Source organism: Flavobacterium sp. ABG, from assembly GCF_001027725.1.
Taxonomy (GTDB): Bacteria; Bacteroidota; Bacteroidia; order Flavobacteriales; family Flavobacteriaceae; genus Flavobacterium; species Flavobacterium cupriresistens.
This window is the reverse complement of sequence record NZ_LEKS01000001.1, coordinates 41954-60919: the sequence shown is the minus strand read 5'-3', so window position 1 is coordinate 60919 and position 18966 is coordinate 41954. Positions and strand designations below refer to the sequence as shown.

General features: G+C 35.1%; 15 protein-coding genes. 9 read left to right on the top strand and 6 right to left on the bottom strand.

Annotated elements, in window-relative coordinates; translation table 11 throughout:
* Positions 1–16: 16 nt before the first annotated feature.
* From AB674_RS00255 to accD, 3 genes are all read left to right on the top strand, one after another.
* Positions 17–2572, top strand: coding sequence for a BamA/TamA family outer membrane protein (locus tag AB674_RS00255; protein WP_047772796.1), 2556 nt, complete (start codon positions 17–19; stop codon positions 2570–2572).
* 61 nt (positions 2573–2633) lie between these two features.
* Entirely contained in the window at positions 2634–3701 is a 1068-nt protein-coding gene (gene fbaA, locus AB674_RS00250) for a class II fructose-bisphosphate aldolase (RefSeq protein WP_047772794.1), read from the top strand.
* 76 nt (positions 3702–3777) lie between these two features.
* A complete protein-coding gene (gene accD / locus AB674_RS00245) occupies positions 3778–4632 on the top strand; it encodes an acetyl-CoA carboxylase, carboxyltransferase subunit beta (RefSeq protein ID WP_047772793.1) in 855 nt (284 codons plus the stop codon).
* A gap of 321 nt (positions 4633–4953) precedes the next feature.
* Here the strand turns inward: accD and AB674_RS00235 are convergent, their stop codons facing one another.
* A complete protein-coding gene (locus tag AB674_RS00235; RefSeq protein WP_047772790.1) occupies positions 4954–6000 on the bottom strand; it encodes an NAD(P)-dependent alcohol dehydrogenase in 1047 nt (348 codons plus the stop codon).
* Positions 6001–6095: 95 nt separating this feature from the next.
* Positions 6096–7343, bottom strand: a complete 1248-nt coding sequence (locus AB674_RS00230; protein ID WP_047772788.1) for an ABC transporter permease — start codon at positions 7341–7343, stop codon at positions 6096–6098.
* A gap of 165 nt (positions 7344–7508) precedes the next feature.
* Between AB674_RS00230 and purH the strand changes: the two genes are divergently transcribed.
* The 6 genes from purH (at position 7509) to rodA (ending at position 14769) form a co-directional block, all read left to right on the top strand.
* Positions 7509–9035, top strand: coding sequence for a bifunctional phosphoribosylaminoimidazolecarboxamide formyltransferase/IMP cyclohydrolase (gene purH / locus AB674_RS00225; protein WP_047772786.1), 1527 nt, complete (start codon positions 7509–7511; stop codon positions 9033–9035).
* A 55-nt stretch (positions 9036–9090) separates the two neighbouring features.
* Entirely contained in the window at positions 9091–10119 is a 1029-nt protein-coding gene (locus tag AB674_RS00220; RefSeq protein WP_047772784.1) for a rod shape-determining protein, read from the top strand.
* A 111-nt stretch (positions 10120–10230) separates the two neighbouring features.
* Positions 10231–11055 (top strand): rod shape-determining protein MreC, encoded by an 825-nt coding sequence (gene mreC / locus AB674_RS00215; RefSeq protein WP_047772781.1) that lies wholly within the window; start codon positions 10231–10233, stop codon positions 11053–11055.
* Positions 11048–11554 (top strand): hypothetical protein, encoded by a 507-nt coding sequence (locus AB674_RS00210; protein ID WP_047772779.1) that lies wholly within the window; start codon positions 11048–11050, stop codon positions 11552–11554. The genes mreC and AB674_RS00210 overlap by 8 nt, the downstream gene beginning before the upstream one ends.
* Entirely contained in the window at positions 11551–13518 is a 1968-nt protein-coding gene (mrdA, locus tag AB674_RS00205) for a penicillin-binding protein 2 (RefSeq protein ID WP_047772777.1), read from the top strand. Before AB674_RS00210 ends, mrdA begins: the two co-directional genes overlap by 4 nt.
* A 15-nt stretch (positions 13519–13533) precedes the next feature.
* On the top strand, positions 13534–14769 hold the full coding sequence (rodA, locus tag AB674_RS00200; RefSeq protein ID WP_047772775.1) for a rod shape-determining protein RodA: 1236 nt from the start codon (positions 13534–13536) through the stop codon (positions 14767–14769).
* Positions 14770–15236: 467 nt separating this feature from the next.
* Here the strand turns inward: rodA and AB674_RS00195 are convergent, their stop codons facing one another.
* The 4 genes from AB674_RS00195 to AB674_RS00180 all read right to left on the bottom strand — a co-directional run bounded on the left by AB674_RS00195 (position 15237) and on the right by AB674_RS00180 (position 18965).
* On the bottom strand, positions 15237–15917 hold the full coding sequence (locus tag AB674_RS00195) for a DedA family protein (RefSeq protein ID WP_047772773.1): 681 nt from the start codon (positions 15915–15917) through the stop codon (positions 15237–15239).
* Positions 15918–16045: 128 nt separating this feature from the next.
* On the bottom strand, positions 16046–16390 hold the full coding sequence (locus AB674_RS00190) for a heavy-metal-associated domain-containing protein (protein WP_047772771.1): 345 nt from the start codon (positions 16388–16390) through the stop codon (positions 16046–16048).
* Between the two features lie 56 nt (positions 16391–16446).
* Positions 16447–18453, bottom strand: coding sequence for a TonB-dependent receptor plug domain-containing protein (locus tag AB674_RS00185; RefSeq protein ID WP_047772769.1), 2007 nt, complete (start codon positions 18451–18453; stop codon positions 16447–16449).
* Positions 18454–18566: 113 nt separating this feature from the next.
* Positions 18567–18965 carry an HYC_CC_PP family protein gene (locus AB674_RS00180; RefSeq protein WP_047772767.1) on the bottom strand — a complete coding sequence of 133 codons (399 nt, stop codon included), beginning with the start codon at positions 18963–18965 and terminating at the stop codon, positions 18567–18569.
* Position 18966: the final 1 nt, after the last annotated feature.

The window sequence follows — 18966 nt, the reverse complement described above, 5'->3', positions numbered from 1 at the left end:
AAATATTAAATAACACTTGAAAAAGAATTCCACAAAAATACTAGCATTTATTCTAATAGCAATACTTATTTGCGCTTGTAATGCTGTAAAAAGAGTTCCCGATGGGAAAAGTCTTCTTATTAAAAACAATATTCTTGTTAATGGAAAGTCTACAAATGATGAAACGGCATCTAATCAGATGTATCAAAAACCAAACGGAACTTTATTAGGGTACAAGTTGCGTTTGAATTTATACAACTTAGCCAATTTAAATCCGGATTCTACTTATCAGGCAAAATTCAAAAATAATCCGGGCTTGTACGAGCGCCAGTCGAAACTATTATCTGCAAAACAAGTAGACCGACTTGGGCAGTCTTTTTTATATAAAGGTATTCATGAATTTTTAAAAAATACCGGAGAAGCTCCTGTAATTATTGACACTTCAAAAACAAAAAAAACCTTATTACGTTTGAAATTTTACTATTTCAACAATGGTTATTTTAACGTAAAAACAGCCTATAACATTGACAGTATCGGGCGTAAAAAAGCCAAAATCAATTATAATATTACTACAGGTCCGGCTTATCTTTTAGATTCAGTCAGAACCTCTATTTTAACTCCTGCATTAGATTCCTTATACAAAACGAACAAAGAAACCTCCTTAATAAAATCCGGAAATCAATTTAAAACTTCCGACTTTGAAGAAGAGAAAAATCGTATTACGACCTACTTCAGAAATCATGGTGCTTATTACTTTCAACCCACTTATGTGTCGTATGACATTGACACAATCGGCAAAAAGAACAAGGCCGATGTCAATTTAATTATCAGCAACAATACCATTCAGGAAAAAGATTCCAGTCGTACAGAGCCTTTCAAACTATACAAAATTAGCGATGTAAATATCTATACGGATTATTCGGCAGCCAATTCAAAAGGTCAAATTAAAGACAGCACCACTTACAACAACTTTAATTTATACAGTTACAAAAAATTAAAATACAAACCACGCGCTATTACGGACGCCATTTTTATCACAAAAGGAAGTGTTTTTTCAGACACCCGAACAACACTTTCGTCCCGATACCTGAACAATCTAAAGATTTTTAATTATCCATCTATACAATATGAGGTAGACAAACGCGACTCAACAGCGCAATCTCTTATTGCTAATGTTTTTTTAACACCAAGAAAAAAATACAGCTTCGGCGCTACGCTCGATCTGACGCATTCCAATATTCAAGATTTTGGAATTGGTGCGAGTATCTCTCAAACGATTCGAAATGTATTTAACAGAGCCGAAACCTTAGAAATTTCTGCACGTGTAAACATAGGTTCGTCAAAAGACATGGCCAATCCGAATAACAATTTCTTTAATGTTTCGGAATATGGTCTTGATATGAAATTAAATTTCCCGAGAATCTTATTGCCTTTCGGAACAGAAAAAATCATTCCTAAAAGAATGATTCCATCTACCAGTATCTCCAGTGGTTTTTCGAAACAGAGGAATATTGGTCTGGACAAAGAGAATTTTACGGGAGGACTTGCTTACAACTGGTCGCCTAAGCGATTCAATACAGCGAAATTCGAATTACTTAACGCACAATTTGTACGGAACTTAAATCCCGACAATTATTTTAATGTCTATACTTCTTCTTATAATGAGTTGAACGATATTGCCAACGTCTATAATACAGATCCCACGAATTTAGATGAAAATGGGGATCTGATCATCACAAAAGGAACAACCAATTTCACCAATCAGGTTCTCAACGGACAAACTAGTCTGACCCCTTCAAATCCTGATTACAAGGAAGTGGAAAGTATCGAAGAACGAAGAGTCCGTCTGACAGAAAATGATTTTATTCTGGCCACCAGCTATACTTTTACCAAAACAACCAAAAAAGATTTAGCGGACAATACATTTTATCAGTTTAAAACAAAAATAGAAACCGCAGGAACCTTATTATCTGCTATTTCAAATATTGCAAGCTTACCTAAAAACACCAACGGTAATTACGAAATATTCAACTTAGAATATTCCGAATACATAAAAACCGAATTTGACTATATCAAACACTGGGATTTTGGAAAAGAAAAAGTTTTGGCCGTAAGAAGCTTTTTTGGAATCGCAATTCCGTTTGGCAATTCCGATTACATTCCTTTCTCGCGAAGTTATTATTCGGGAGGTTCAAATGATAATCGTGCCTGGCAACCTTACTCTTTGGGTCCGGGAAGCACAAATGCATCCAACGACTTTAACGAGGCCAATATGAAAATTGCGCTTAGTGGTGAATTTAGATTTAAAATCTTCGGAGATTTAAAAGGAGCGATCTTTGCAGACGCAGGAAATATCTGGAATGTGCTCGATAATGTCACCGATGAGAAAGCAAAATTTGACAACTTAAACGATTTAGCTGAAATTGCTTTGGGAACAGGATTTGGTTTTCGTTACGATTTAAGCTTTTTTGTTATTCGTTTAGATACGGGCTTCAAGACTTATAATCCGGCACATGAGAAGGGAGACCGCTGGTTTAAAGAATATAATTTTGGTCACATGGTTGTAAATTTTGGAATAAATTATCCTTTCTAATGCTAATTAATTCTTATTTTTGCAACCTAAAAACTAAAAACAACTATAAAAAAAATTAACAATGGCACACAACATTAAACCAGGAGTAGCTACGGGAGATCAGGTACAAGAGATTTTTAAATATGCAAAAGAAAAAGGATTTGCACTTCCGGCAGTAAACGTGACGGGGTCAAGTACTATTAATGGAGTTCTTGAGACTGCAGCAAAACTAAATGCGCCAGTTATCATTCAATTTTCAAACGGTGGAGCACAATTTAATGCTGGTAAAGGATTATCTAATGCTAACGAAAAATCAGCTATCGCTGGTGGAATCGCCGGAGCAAAACATATTCACGCTTTAGCGGAAGCTTATGGTGCAACTGTAATTTTACATACAGACCACTGCGCAAAAAAATTATTGCCTTGGATCGACGGTTTATTAGATGCTTCTGAAGAACATTTTGCAGCGACAGGAAAACCATTGTTCAGTTCTCATATGATCGATTTGTCTGAAGAGCCAATCGAAGAAAACATTGAGATCTGCAAAGAATACCTAGCAAGAATGAGCAAAATGGGTATGACATTAGAAATCGAGCTTGGTATTACAGGTGGTGAAGAAGATGGTGTTGACAACTCTGATGTAGACAGCTCAAAATTATATACACAACCGGAAGAAGTAGCTTTTGCTTACGAAGAATTATCTAAAGTAAGTCCTAAATTTACAATTGCAGCTGCTTTTGGTAACGTTCACGGTGTTTACAAACCAGGAAACGTAAAATTAACTCCAAAAATCTTAAAAAATTCTCAGGATTTCGTTCAAAACAAATTCAACACTGGTCACAACCCGGTAGATTTCGTTTTCCACGGAGGTTCAGGTTCTACACTTGAAGAAATCAGAGAAGCTATTGGATACGGAGTAATCAAAATGAACATCGATACAGATTTACAATTTGCTTATACAGAAGGAATCCGTGATTATATGGTTAAAAACATTGACTATTTAAAAACACAAATCGGTAACCCTGATGGTGCTGATGTTCCGAATAAAAAATACTATGACCCAAGAAAATGGGTACGTGAAAGCGAAGTGACATTCAACACAAGACTTGAACAAGCTTTTGCAGACTTGAATAACGTGAATACATTATAATAAAAAAGTTCCAAGTTTCAGGTTTCAAGTTTCACAACTTTGAACTTTAAACCTGAAACAACAAAAAACAACAGATATGGCTTGGTTTAAAAGACAGGAAAAAGGGATTACAACCGCTACAGAAGACAAGATGGACGTTCCGAAAGGATTGTGGTACAAATCTCCTACCGGAAAAATTATTGATGCTGACGAATTAGCAAGAAACTTATTTGTTAGCCCTGAAGATGATTTCCACGTTAGAATTGGAAGCGCAACCTACTTTGAGATTTTATTCGACAACAATGAATTTGTTGAATTAGACAAAAACATGACTTCTAAAGATCCTTTGCATTTTGTGGATACAAAAAAATATGCAGACCGATTAAAAGATGTAATGGAGAAAACTCACCTTAAAGACGCTGTGCGTACCGGAGTGGGAAAATCTAAAGGAAAAGACCTTGTAATCTGCTGTATGGATTTTGCCTTTATTGGTGGATCTATGGGAGCTGTTGTAGGAGAAAAAATTGCAAGAGGAATTAATCACGCAATCCAAAACAAATTACCTTTCGTGATGATTTCAAAATCAGGAGGTGCCCGTATGATGGAAGCAGCTTATTCGTTAATGCAATTAGCCAAAACATCTGTAAAATTAGCACAACTTGCTGAAGCTGGATTACCGTACATTTCTTTATGTACAGACCCAACTACAGGAGGAACTACTGCTTCTTATGCCATGTTAGGAGATATCAATATTTCTGAGCCTGGTGCTTTGATTGGTTTTGCAGGTCCTCGTGTGGTACGTGATACTACCGGAAAAGATTTACCGGAAGGTTTTCAAACTGCCGAATTTCTTTTAGAGCACGGTTTCCTTGACTTTATCACGCCTAGAAAAGAATTAAAAGACAAAATCAATTTGTATATCGATTTGATTCAAAATAATGAAATTAGATAGTTTTAAACTTCTAAAATTAAAATCCCAAGATTTGCTTCTTGGGATTTTTTTATATCTAAATATTTGATTAACCTGAAGAGGAAGAAGGCTGTTTTTATTTGGCTAAAGCCCTGCCTTTCCATCAATTTATACCTCCAGCTAAAGCTGGAGGCAATTCAAAAACAAAACCTAAACATAAAGTTTTACGAACTTAGCGCTCAAGACAAAAAAAACCTTGCGTACTTTGCGGTTAAAAAACTTAACCACAAAGTACGCAAGGGTCTATGCAAAGATCTCAAGGATTTAAAAACTTAGAATCTTAGTTCCTCAGAACCTTAGCAACTACTTCAAAGAAGCCATATCAATCACAAAACGATATTTCACATCGCTTTTGTTCATTCGATCGTAAGCCTCGTTAATATAATCCATATCGATTATTTCTACATCTGATGTGATGTTGTGTTCTGCACAATAATCCAGCATTTCCTGAGTCTCTTTTATCCCTCCGATTAAACTTCCTATGATGCTTCTTCTTTTCATGATTAACGTAAAAACAGGGATTTCTGCAGGCGCCGGAGGAGCTCCTACCACAATCATAGTTCCATTCGTTTTTAACAAATTCAAATAAGCATTATGATCGTGTTTAGCCGAAACGGTATTCAGAATAAAATCGAAACTGTTGGCTAACGAATCCATTGTCTCAGGATTTGAAGTTAAAGCAAAATGGTGTGCTCCCAACTTTTTGGCATCGGCTTCTTTAGAGGGAGAATGACTCAACATCGTCACTTCAGCACCAAAAGAAACAGCAAATTTTACCGCCATATGTCCCAAACCGCCTAAACCCAAAACACCAACTTTATGTCCTTTACCTACTTTTAAATAACGCAACGGCGAATAAGTCGTGATTCCTGCGCACAACAAAGGTGCTACTCCTTTTAAGTCTAATTTTTCGGAAACATGAAGGGTATAATTTTCATCAACAATAATACTGCTTGAATAGCCGCCACGAGTCGGAATATCTGTTCCTCTTTCTACGCTGTTGTAGGTTCCGGTCATTCCTTCATCACAAAACTGCTCCTCACCTGACTGACAACTTGGACAGGTTCTGCAGGAATCTACAAAACACCCGATCCCGGCCAGTTCTCCAACTTTAAATTTAGAAACTTCACTTCCAACAGCCACAATTCGGCCTACAATTTCGTGACCCGGAACCAATGGGTAATTTATAGGTCCCCAATCTCCTTTTACAGTATGAATATCGGAATGGCAAACACCACTATACAAGATTTCTATCTGAACCTGATGAGCACCAACTTCTTTTCTTTCAAACGTATAGGGTTTTAACGGATTTACAGCATCATATGCCGCATAAGCTTTTACTGGTATCATTTTATTAAATTTTAATTTAGCTATTAAATTTACAATAAAATTCTACACCAAAATAAATCCTGAAGTTGTAAAATCATGAAATTTCAACATCCAAATTACATTCCCGCTCTGATAGCTTCTACCGGATCTAGTTTTGATGCGGAGATCGCAGGCAAGATTCCTGAAATTAATCCGACAATGATCGACAATCCGGATCCAATTATAATATTACTAAAACTTAAGACAAATTCAAAATCCAGTAAACTAGTTAGTAAAATAGACAAAAGCCAAACAATCATAATTCCAATTATTCCGCCTATTAAACAAAGGATAATTGCTTCAAACAAAAACTGAAACAGTATAAATTTGTTTTTGGCACCTAATGATTTCTGAATCCCTATTAAATTAGTTCGTTCTTTTACAGAAACAAACATAATATTAGCCACTCCAAATCCTCCCACTAGAAAAGAAAAGAAACTTATACAAATTCCACCTACACGTAAAGTTCCTAAAATACCATCGATAAGATCGGTAAAACCGGAAAGTACATTGACGAAAAAATTATCAATTTCTCCAGCTTTCATTCCGCGAATCCCTCTTATTTTCTGGGCTACTTCTGCTTTATAGGCATCCATATCTACTCCTTTTACAGGCTTCAAAACGATTACAGGTGTCATAGAGTCACTATCGCCATACATTCGTCGTAAAAAATTTGCCGGCAAATAAACAGAAGTATCGTTGCTGTCTCCAAAAAAACCGGCTCCTTGTTTTGCTATAACGCCAATGACAGTAAAACGCTGTCCGTACAAACGGATATTTTTTCCAATTGGGTCACTTGTTCCAAAAAGGCCGTCGGCGATCTCATATCCCAGAACAATTACCGGAGTCCCCGAATTCGATTCCGATTCATTGTAAAATCTTCCTTTATCAAAACTCAATCCGTCAATATCGACCATTTCAAATGAAGAAGGAACAATATTTACATCGGCAACCGTTTTAGAATCATATTTCAGCGTTTCATGTTTTACAAAAAGCTGATAACCGACCTGATCGGTATTGGTAAGAGAATTTTTCAAAGCAACATACTCATCGTATTTCACATTCGGAAATTGTTCTCTTTTCCATTGTGGGATTTCCGATGGTCCAAAACAATATTTCATCAGATAAATGGTGTTTTTATCTAAACTGCTCAAATCCTTAGAAATTTTACGATCTAACGAATCCACAGCGGCAAGTACGGTAATAATCGAAAAGATACCAATGGTAACCCCAAGCAATGACAACAGCGTACGTAATTTATTATTCCGCAAAGCATTTATGGCAAAGCTTAAACTTTCTTTTAACAACCGTAGATAAACCAGCATATGTAAGTATTTTTCTGTAAAGTAAAATTCAAAAAATTAAAATCAAAAACCTAATAAAAGTTAACTTACTCATCAGTAGATTTATTTAGCATAATGTTACATTAATTTTCTTTAAAATAATATATAAAAAAACTACTTTTGCAGTCTGAAAATCATAACTACACAATGAGCACAACTAAAACAATACAATCGGCATTAATTTCTGTTTTTTCTAAAGACGGACTGGAACCAATCGTTAGAAAATTACACGAACAAAACGTAACTCTTTATTCAACCGGAGGAACTGAAGATTTTATTAAAAATTTAGGTATTCCTGTAGTTCCTGTTGAAGACATTACTTCTTTCCCTGAGATCCTTGGCGGAAGAGTAAAAACATTACACCCGAAAATTTTTGGAGGGATCCTGAACCGTCAGGATAATGAAAGTGATGTTAAACAAATGAAAGAATTTGACATTCCACAGATTGATTTAGTTATCGTTGATTTATACCCGTTTGAAAAAACAGTTGCATCCGGAGCTAGTGAACAAGATATTATTGAAAAAATTGATATTGGCGGAATTTCATTGATTCGTGCCGGAGCAAAAAATTTCAAAGACACTGTAATTGTAGCTTCTGTTAACGAATACAGTTTGCTTTTGGATTTGATCACAGAACAAAACGGAGCAACAACTCTTGAGAACAGAAAATTGTTTGCTACAAAAGCATTTCACGTTTCGTCTCATTATGATGGCGCTATCTTCAATTATTTCAATACAGATGAAACCATCTATAAAGAAAGTATTGATAACGGTCAGATTTTACGTTATGGCGAAAATCCACACCAAAAAGGATTCTTTTTCGGAGATTTTGACGCAATGTTCAAAAAAGTTCACGGAAAAGAGTTATCTTACAACAACTTACTTGATGTAGATGCTGCAGTAAACTTAATTAATGAGTTTAAAACTGACGGACCAACATTTGCTATTTTAAAACATAATAATGCTTGTGGTTTAGCTTCAAGAAAAACAATCAATGAAGCTTATTTAGCTGCTTTGGCTTGTGATCCGACATCTGCTTTTGGTGGTGTTTTGATTGCTAATACTAAAATTGATTTGGCTACAGCACAGGAAATCAACAAATTATTCTGTGAGGTTGTAATTGCTCCAAGTTATGATACTGAAGCTATTACTGTTTTACAAGAAAAGAAAAACAGAATCATATTGGTTCAAAATGAAGTTGAATTACCTTCAAGACAAGTGAGAACATGTCTTAATGGTTTGTTAATTCAGGACAGAAACAATATTACAGATACTAAAGAGCACTTAAAAACCGTTACTACTACAGAGCCGACTGCTCAGGAAATAGAAGACTTAATATTTGCTTCAAAAATTTGTAAAAACACAAAATCAAATACGATTGTTTTTGCGAAAAACGGAACATTAATTTCGTCAGGAACTGGTCAGACTTCAAGAGTTGATGCTTTAATGCAGGCTATTGATAAGGCTAAAGCTTTCGGATTTGATCTAACAGGAGCTTCAATGGCGAGCGACGCATTTTTCCCATTTCCGGATTGTGTAGAATTAGCCAAAAAAGCAGGAATAACAGCTGTTATTCAGCCAGGAGGATCAATAAAAGACGAATTAAGCATAAATTATTGCAACGAAAACAATCTTGCAATGGTATTTACAGGAACACGTCATTTTAAACATTAATTTGTTTAACTTTGTTCGATAATTAATTATAACATTTTAAACCCCTAAAAAACTTATGGGATTTTTTGATTTCATGACCGAGGATATCGCGATAGACCTTGGTACCGCAAACACTTTAATCATACATAATGATAAAGTTGTTATTGATAGTCCGTCAATCGTTGCACGTGATCGAATATCAGGCAAAATCATTGCTGTTGGTAAGGAAGCCAACATGATGCAAGGTAAAACACATGAAAACATCAAGACCATAAGGCCCTTGAAAGATGGTGTAATTGCAGATTTTGATGCCTCAGAAAAAATGATCAATATGTTCATTAAAAGTATTCCGGCATTGAAAAAAAGAATGTTTACTCCAGCTTTAAGAATGGTAGTATGTATTCCGTCTGGAATTACGGAGGTTGAAATGCGTGCCGTAAAAGAATCTTGTGAAAGAGTAAACGGTAAAGAAGTTTATTTGATACACGAACCAATGGCTGCGGCAATTGGTATTGGTATTGATATCATGCAACCTAAAGGAAACATGATTGTTGATATCGGTGGTGGAACAACTGAAATTGCTGTTATTGCATTAGGCGGAATTGTATGTGACAAATCTGTAAAAATTGCAGGTGACGTATTCACAAATGATATTGTTTATTACATGCGTACCCAACACAACCTTTTTGTTGGAGAGAGTACTGCAGAAAAAATAAAAATACAAATCGGAGCTGCGATCGAAGATCTTGAAAGCCCTCCTGAAGATATGTCTGTTCAAGGTAGAGATTTACTTACCGGAAAACCAAAACAGGTAGATGTTTCGTACCGTGAAATTGCTAAAGCATTAGATAAATCAATCCAACGTATTGAAGATGCTGTAATGGAAACTTTATCGCAAACTCCTCCTGAATTAGCAGCAGACATCTACAATACCGGTATTTATTTAGCAGGTGGTGGATCTATGTTGAGAGGTCTTGACAAACGTATTTCTCAAAAAACAGATTTACCGGTTTATATTGCTGAAGATCCATTAAGAGCTGTTGTTCGTGGAACAGGAATGGCACTTAAAAACATTACTAAGTTCAAAAGTATCTTAATCAAATAAGATTCAAAAAATAACAATCAATATCTTTTTATCAGAGTCAGATTGAATCATCTGACTTTGGTAAAACTTGAACCCAAAAGCATATCCTGAAACAAAATAACCGAACAAGAAATGCAGCAAATTTTTAATTTCATTATAAGAAACAGTAATCGATTGCTGTTTTTGCTGCTTTTAGGCATTTCGTTGGCCCTCACAATTCAATCTCATTCCTACCACCGAAGCAGAGTAATCAGTTCCGCCAATTTTTTAAGCGGAGGTGTTTATGAACGCATTAATCGTATCAACGAATATTTGAATTTAAAAACCGAAAACGACGAACTTGTACTTGAAAACGCAAGATTAAAAAGTCTTTTATTCAACAAAGAAGACACAACCAAAATACCTTTAAAAGATACCATTAAAGGGGTAAAACCTGCTGATATCATTGTTTCAAAAGTAATTCACAATTCCTACAGTACACACGAAAACTACATCACCCTGAACTCCGGAGCAAGCGACGGTGTTAAGCAAGATATGGGAGTTATCAATAGTTTAGGAATTATCGGTGTTGTAGACAATACCTCTAACAGATATTCTACTGTGGTAAGTATTTTGAATATGAAATCACAGATCAATGCGAAAATTAAAAAATCAAATCACTTTGGTTCTTTAACCTGGGATGGAAAAAGTACCGGTTTTGTTCAACTGGAAGACGTTCCAAGACTGGCTTCAATCAGAAAAGGAGATACCATTGTTACCGGTGGACAATCTGTAATTTTCCCGGAAGGAATCAATATTGGTACGGTAGACAAAATTTACGTGAAAAACAAAACCAGTTTTTATGTCATAAACGTAAAACTGTTTAATGATATGACCAATCTTGGACATGTTTACATCATTAAAAGCAAAGACAGAGAAGAACTTATTAATTTAGAAAAAAAGGGGAAAGATGAATAGCGCATTGTTACTCAATATTTTTCGATTTATTGTATTACTAGCCATTCAGGTTGTTATTTTCAACAATATGAATTTCCTGGGATACATAAGTCCTTTTCCGTATATTTTATTTATAATTCTCTATCCTGTAAACAGCAACAAATCAGGTCTGATTATCTCAAGTTTTTTACTTGGACTGGCCATGGATATGTTTTGTAATTCAGGAGGAATCCATGCGACTGCTTCTGTTATATTGGCTTATTACAGGCCTTATATTTTCAAATTTTCATTTGGATTGAGTTATGAATATCAAACCATAAAACTAAACGAGTCTTTAACTCCTGAGCGATTCTCCTTTATTTTATTATCGGTTGTATTACATCATATCATACTATTTACACTTGAAGCTTTTCAATTTAAATTCATCTGGGATATTTTGCTTCGAACTTTGTTCAGCTCGATATTTACCATTATCATTTCAGTCATAATAATATATCTTATTAAGCCCAATAAAAGATGAGAAAAGTTCTGCTGCCCTCTTTAATTATTATTGCAGCATCTTTGCTAGTGATCAGGATATTTTATTTGCAAATTATAGATGATTCTTTCAAATTAAAATCAGAAAATAATGCGATAAAAAAAGTGTATGACTATCCTGAAAGAGGTTACATATACGATCGATATGGCAAATTAATGGTTGCCAACCAGGCTTCTTATGACATCATGGTTATTCCACGCGAAATCAAAGAAAACATTAATGTTAATGAACTTTGTACGCTGTTGAATATCACAAAAGAAGATTACGAAAAAAAAATAGCAAAAGCCAAAGTATACAGCCCAAGATTACCTTCTGTATTTTTACCTCAATTAAACAAATCCGAATTTGCTGCTTTTCAGGAGAAAATCAGAAAATTTGAAGGTTTCTATTTCCAAAAAAGATCCCTTAGAGATTACGAAGTAGATTACGGAGCTAATATCTTTGGATTCATCACACAGGTGAATGAAAGATTAATTGCCAAAAACCCGTATTACAACAGTGGTGATTTGATTGGTAAACAAGGGGTCGAAGAAAGCTACGAAGAAATTTTACGCGGAATAAAAGGGGTAAAATACATTCAAAAAGATAAATACAACAGAGAAATCGGCTCTTATAAAGAAGGGAAATACGATACTATTGCAGTAGCCGGAGAAGATATCAATCTAACCATTGATGCCGAACTTCAGAAATACGGCGAAGAATTAATGATCAACAAAAGAGGAGGAATTGTTGCGATTGAACCAAAAACAGGTGAAATTCTTGCATTAGTTACTGCTCCTTCTTATGATCCCGGTATTTTAGTTGGAAGACAACGATCTAAAAACTATACGCTTTTGTATCATGACTCGATCGCCAAACCATTGTACGACAGAGGTCTTTTAGCAGAATACCCTCCTGGTTCGCCTTTTAAAATCTTAACCGGATTGGTTGCTTTACAGGAAGGTGTTATCAATGAGCAAACTACTTTTATGTGCCATCACGGTTTTAGTTATGGTAGAGGTCGTTTTATGAAATGTCACGGTTTTGGTCCACATCAATTACACAACGGAATTTACAATTCGTGTAATACGTATTTCGCTCAGTCGTACATGTTAACGATTAACAAATACAAAAATCCGGGACAAGCGGTTGATATCTGGAGTAATCACGTAAAAAGTTTTGGATTAGGTCAGTTTATGGGGTATGATTTACCTACGGGTAAGAGAGGAAACATTCCAACTTCTAAAACCTACAAAAAAATATATCCAAACGGTGGCTGGAGAAGTACAACAATTGTTTCGAACTCTATTGGTCAGGGAGAGGTATTAATGACACCAATTCAGCTGGCCAATATGATGGCGACAGTTGCTAACCAGGGTTATTATTACACGCCTCATATCATTAAAAAAATTGAAGGAAAAAAAATAGACGCTAAATTCACCACCAGACACGAGACTACGATAGACAAAAAATATTTTCCTCCCGTGATCAGTGGTTTGTTTGATGTATACAATAAAGGAACTGCTTATTCTTTAAGAGTAGAAGGAATTGATATTTGTGGAAAAACAGGTACAGCAGAAAACTTTGCCAAAATCAACGGAAAAAGAACGCAGCTTAAAGATCACTCTATATTTGTTGCATTTGCCCCTAAGGACAATCCGAAGATTGCAATTGCTATTATGATTGAAAATGGAGGTTTTGGAGCAACAGTAGCAGGTCCTATTGCCAGTTTGATGATAGAAAAATACTTACGCAGAAAAATCACTTCAAGAAATGATTTAGAAGTTCGTGTTTTAAACAAAAGCTTGGTAGCGGAATATGCAAAATTAGGAGGAATGAAAGAAGCAAGCGCAATAGAATCCACCCCTAAAGACTCCATCTTAAAAGCTAAGATTATTGTTCCAAAAACAGTAACCCCAAAAACAGAGATCAAAAAAACCACAGTAGACACAACAAAAGAGAATTAATAAAGATTATTTCAAATGAGAAATCAAAGTGTAAAAAATAATATTGACTGGATAAGTGTGGTCATCTATGCTATATTGGTAGTTTTAGGATGGCTGAACATTTATTCTTCTTCATTATTATCTACTGATGGCACTTATGAAAAGCAATTAATATTTATTGCCTGTACAATTCCTTTAATATTTGTTGTTCTTTTTGTAGATGGTAAATTCTACGAGAAGTACGCTACTATTATTTTTGGCGTTTCTTTATTATCATTAGCCGGATTATTTCTTTTTGGAAAAACGATCGCCGGTCAGAGGTGTTGGTATGCCATTGGAAGTTTTACCATACAACCTTCTGAGTTTGCAAAAGCAGCAACATCCTTAGCTTTAGCGAAATATCTAAGCGACAGTCAAATCAATTTAAAAGAAACCAACAGACAGATTCAGGCTTTAGCCATTGTTTTTCTGCCGGTTCTTCTGATCTTGCCGCAACCTGACCCGGGAAGCGCCTTGATATACAGTATTTTTATTGTGGTTTTATTTAGAGAAGGTCTACCTGCATGGTATGTCTGGACAGGATTTTTGGCCATACTATTATTTGTACTTACACTCGTTCTGGAACCTTACGTGGTGATATTAATTTCACTAGGTGTTTTGACCATCATCCATTTCAAAGGCCGGGTTGTAGATCGAAACCTTCTTTTAAGCGGAATCTTACTCGCTATTGTTTCCTGTTTTGTTTTATCTGTTGATTATGTTTTCGACAATGTCTTCAAGCAGCACCACAGGGATCGTTTTAATATCCTTTTAGGAAAAACGGTAGACATGAAAGGTATTGGATACAACACCAATCAATCTGAAATTGCTATTGGATCCGGTGGATGGATTGGAAAAGGTTTTCTGGAAGGAACTCAAACCAAAGGAGGTTTTGTACCCGAACAACATACGGATTACATTTTTACAACCGTTGGTGAAGAATGGGGTTTCCTAGGCTCAATGGTTGTCATCGCCCTTTTTGTTGGATTATTTCTAAGAGTCATTTACTTAGCCGAAAGACAAAAAACAAAATTCAGCCGCGTATACGGATATTGCGTTGCCGGAATTTTATTCACACACTTTTTCGTAAACATTGCCATGGTTGCCGGAATTTTCCCGACAATCGGGGTTCCTCTGCCCTTCTTTTCTTATGGAGGCTCCGGACTTTGGGGATTCACTATTTTGTTGTTTATCTTCTTAAAAATGGATGCCAATAAGGTTAATGAATGGTAGTGGGGTTAAATTCCAAATTTTTGAAATTCCAAATTCCAAATTTATGCGTTTAGGGTAAGCTTATTGCAAAGAGCTCCTTAACACTCACACTAGCGTTGCGATCTTTGCGGACTCTCTTTGTGTCCTTGCCTATACTTTGCGATTAAAATAAAGTAAAGGTTCGCAAATATTTTCTTTTGCACGCAGATTTAGCAGATTAGGCCGATCTTATTCACCTCTTAAAAAAATCTGTGCAATCTGCTAAATCTGCGTGAAAAATTTCTCAAAGCATTAAATTTTTAGTACAGCTTGTATGTGTGTGTGTGCAAAACTCCACAAAAATAAGAATCTAAATTATATATAGTAAGAGCATATTTTTCTTTACTAAAAAATGGTACAGTCAACAATAGCTTATACTACAAACTTAAAATTCATTACACCCTTAAACACAAAAAAAGCCCGAAGTAAACTCCGGGCTTTTTGATTCTTTAGATATTCTCACTTGGTCTTTTCTTTAAAATTTTAAGCAAGACCGGCAAGGTTGAAATGATAATGATTATGATGATTATATATTCAATATGTTGTTTTAAATCTATTCCTTCTTTTAAAAAGACACCGTATAAATAATGTCCAGAGAAGATCAAAATAAACGACCAAAGAAAGGAACTCAGTATGTTATAAAACATGAACTTCTTTTTATCCATAGAAACTATTCCGGCAATGATTGGAGCAAAAGTTCTAAAGATTGGAAGGAAACGAGCGTAGATAATAGCCTTACCACCATATTTCTCAAAGAAGTCTTTTGATTGCAATAAATATTTCTTTTTGAACCAGAATGAATCTTCTTTTTTAAATAGGTAATAACCGCTTTTGGCTCCAAACCAATATCCCGTCATATTACCTAAAACTCCCATTATAGCAACCAAAAGAGAAAGCAAAAATACATTGATAAAATCTCCCGGTATGTGAACAACGCTTTCAACCAAATCACGACTGTAAATCCCTGCCAAAAAAAGTAAGCTATCTCCAGGCAGAAAAAAACCTGCAAAAAGTCCTGTTTCAGCGAATACTATAAACAGAACAATATACAACCCAATTTGAACCCCTCCGACACTTAATGTAATATAAAATTCAGGGTTTATTAATTGAGTCCAGTCAAAATTATTCATATATGCGTTAGGTTATATTTATAAGTCCGTGAAAGTAGCAATAATTTACTTCAACCACAATAAAATACGGGATTTTAAAGATTAATTAACGATTCAAAAAAAGCCCGGGTAACAACCCAGGCTCTTAATTATTCCTCTCTTACATACTTGCAACAGCTATGCAAATTATCATAATCGGTTTGGGTTGCTTTTTCCTCTTTGGTATCATGTCCAACTTTAGCAATTGCCTTATTTAAATCTGCCGGAGAAGATTTCTCCTCATTTAAAATCACAGTAAGCTGATGCGAACTAATATCCCAAGAAGCAGTTTTCACTCCCGGCACACCAAAAGCCGCTTTTTCAATACGTTTTTTGCATTGCTCACAATTACCGTTTACCTCTGTCGTATATTTTAAATTCTTATTTTTCTTAGTTTGTGCCTGAGCAGAAAACCCTAAAAAAGTTACCAGTGCAATTAAAATTATTTTGTTCATTTTTTCTATTATTTATTGTTACTATTTATTGATTCTTGTAATTAAACTTAACTTCTTTATTTTATTCTAAATCGCAATCCCGCATAAAACATCTGTCCGAAAATTGGCGCGTATGCAATTGAAGCATCAAAGTTGGGACCAAAAGGATCATCGGCTCCCAGAATTGCTTTTTCCTGTTTGTAATTCCCTATATTTTCTCCGCCTATGTAAACCTCAAATACAGGAGAAAAAACACGAGTCACCTGAACATTCATAACCGCATATGCAGGCGAAAAGTCAGGAAACTGATCTGCTGCAGGATTTGATGCCGTATAAGGCAATTGTTGTTTTCCCGACCAGTTAAACGTGTAATCAAACTTCCATTGTTTACCATTGCTCAAAGCCGTTTCATATTCCAGATTTCCTAAAAAACGATGTTTTGCTTGTAATGGACGTTGAAAAGTTCCTCTTAAGTAATCGGTTTGAATGTCGTAGTATTTATAAGCCGTTCTCAGATTCAGATTGTGAATCAACTCCAAATTAAATTCCACCTGTAAACTATTGGCAAACGACTTACCTTTTAAATTATAAAACAGAACCTCCTGAGGACTTTGCATGACATCAACAACGGCCTGATTTTGAAAATCGGTTCGGTAGAAATCAAAACCTGCTTCGGCATTTTTATTAAACAGTTTAAACTTTTGAGAAAAACTCAAACCGTAGTTCCAAGCAATTTCAGGATTCAATCCATAAATTTTTCCACTATTATCTAAAATAGAAAAGGTTCTTGAACTGGCAAAAAGCTGTTGGTTTTCGGCAAAGATATTAGCCGAACGTTTCCCGCGTCCTGCCGAAAAACGAAGTACTCCATACTCCCAAGGATTATATCGCAAGTGTAAACGTGGTGTTACAAAAACACCCAGTCGGTTATGATTGTCCACTCTACCCCCTAAAATCAGACTAAAATTATCTGTATTGTCATAGGTGTATTCAAAAAATGCTCCAACCGAATTATCAATTCTGCTGTAATCATTCACATTTACAAACTCCTGGTAACGATCGTACGAAAAATTCAAACCGGTTGTAAATTTGTGCTTGGTATTATTGATAATCGAATTGAAAATTAAATTTGAATAATAACTGCTTTGTTTGATATTATATTGATTCAAACCAAAGTAAGATTCCTGATTATGACTGTTGAAAGCATTCTGAAATCCAATACTCTGATAAGGCATATCCGGAAAAACATATCCAATTTTTGACGAAACATCAAAACGTTCTGTGTTGATTTCCGAACCCCAGTAATTTGTTGTTCCTCTGTCTCTTTCTTTATCAAAATCTACCTCTCCGGTTTGTTTTTTATCATTCATATACTTGAAATTGATAAAACTTACCAAACCACTTTCAGCATCATAATACTGATACCGATTCAGAATATTGATTTGTTTTCCTAAGGGATTATCCAAAAAACCATCCTTATTCATATCATTTTTTGCAACACGGGTATTTCCATGAAGAAAAAGACTTGTTGCCCATTTATCCGATATTTTTTTATTGAAATGAGTATTCAATTCAAAACGAGAATCAGTAGATCCGTAAAAGTTCAGAAAAAACGGATCATCGTTTAAAGGTTTTAAAAGTTCTGTATTTATCTGTCCGGAGATACTTTCGTAACCGTTAATAACACTTCCGGCACCTTTGGTAATCTGCACGCTTTCAATCCAGGTACCCGGTGTAAAAGACAACCCATAGGCCTGTGAAGCCCCACGTACTGAAGGAATATTTTCTTCGGTAATCATTAAATACGGACTCGTTAAACCCAGCATTTTTATTTGCTTTGTTCCTGTTAAGGCATCCGAAAAATTTACGTCAATAGACGGATTTGTTTCAAAACTTTCAGCAAGATTACAACAAGCAGCTTTTAATAATTCTTTACTTGTAATAACACTTGTATTAGCAGTGACGGTATAGGATTTTTTAATTCCTTTTTGCTTTTTTGTGATCTTTACTTCCTGTAAATCTTCCTGTGAAAAAACAGAAACAGAAAGCAAAAACACCACAAAAAGCAGTATGTTTTTTTGCATAAAATTGACTTTAATGTGAAATAGAAAACTGTTCTTTAACACTTCTCAAAAAACGAGAAAGGATTAAATAACAAAACACAAGCTATCATTAGCTTGATTCTAAAACATTAAAATCAGGAGTAGAAAATGTACTGACTGTATAATTTGTATAAAGGGGGTGCATTCGCATCAGAATAATACGAAGTAATCTGTTTGTTTTTGAAACCTGGAAGCGAAAGAAAGGCAATTGGTTTAAAGTCTTCAATTACGGCAGGAAAAGCAATTTGAAAAAAGAACATCTTAAAGGTAGCATCGTCTGATTTTTTCTCAAAACGAACTACTTTGTCTTTACAACAAGATGATTTTTTTTCTGAAATGCCACAACATTTCTTTTCCGGAGCAACAGAACTCGCAGTATTTAAAGAAACCGAAGCAATCTTGCCTCCACAATAATGCACATCAAAAGCAAACCCGATGTTGGAAACCAACAATAGGAAAGCTAAAAATAATCCTGTGCACTTCTTTAGATTCATA

Bases quoted from the DNA above. Each gene is read 5' to 3' on its own strand.
- fbaA (WP_047772794.1), top strand. From the start codon at position 2,634: ATGGCACACAACATTAAACCAGGAGTAGCTACGGGAGATCAGGTACAA.
- AB674_RS00210 (WP_047772779.1), top strand. From the start codon at position 11,048: ATGAATAGCGCATTGTTACTCAATATTTTTCGATTTATTGTATTACTA.
- AB674_RS00195 (WP_047772773.1), bottom strand. From the start codon at position 15,917: ATGAATAATTTTGACTGGACTCAATTAATAAACCCTGAATTTTATATT.
- mrdA (WP_047772777.1), top strand. From the start codon at position 11,551: ATGAGAAAAGTTCTGCTGCCCTCTTTAATTATTATTGCAGCATCTTTG.
- rodA (WP_047772775.1), top strand. From the start codon at position 13,534: ATGAGAAATCAAAGTGTAAAAAATAATATTGACTGGATAAGTGTGGTC.
- AB674_RS00230 (WP_047772788.1), bottom strand. From the start codon at position 7,343: ATGCTGGTTTATCTACGGTTGTTAAAAGAAAGTTTAAGCTTTGCCATA.
- AB674_RS00190 (WP_047772771.1), bottom strand. From the start codon at position 16,390: ATGAACAAAATAATTTTAATTGCACTGGTAACTTTTTTAGGGTTTTCT.
- AB674_RS00235 (WP_047772790.1), bottom strand. From the start codon at position 6,000: ATGATACCAGTAAAAGCTTATGCGGCATATGATGCTGTAAATCCGTTA.
- AB674_RS00185 (WP_047772769.1), bottom strand. From the start codon at position 18,453: ATGCAAAAAAACATACTGCTTTTTGTGGTGTTTTTGCTTTCTGTTTCT.
- accD (WP_047772793.1), top strand. From the start codon at position 3,778: ATGGCTTGGTTTAAAAGACAGGAAAAAGGGATTACAACCGCTACAGAA.
- AB674_RS00220 (WP_047772784.1), top strand. From the start codon at position 9,091: ATGGGATTTTTTGATTTCATGACCGAGGATATCGCGATAGACCTTGGT.
- purH (WP_047772786.1), top strand. From the start codon at position 7,509: ATGAGCACAACTAAAACAATACAATCGGCATTAATTTCTGTTTTTTCT.
- AB674_RS00180 (WP_047772767.1), bottom strand. From the start codon at position 18,965: ATGAATCTAAAGAAGTGCACAGGATTATTTTTAGCTTTCCTATTGTTG.
- mreC (WP_047772781.1), top strand. From the start codon at position 10,231: ATGCAGCAAATTTTTAATTTCATTATAAGAAACAGTAATCGATTGCTG.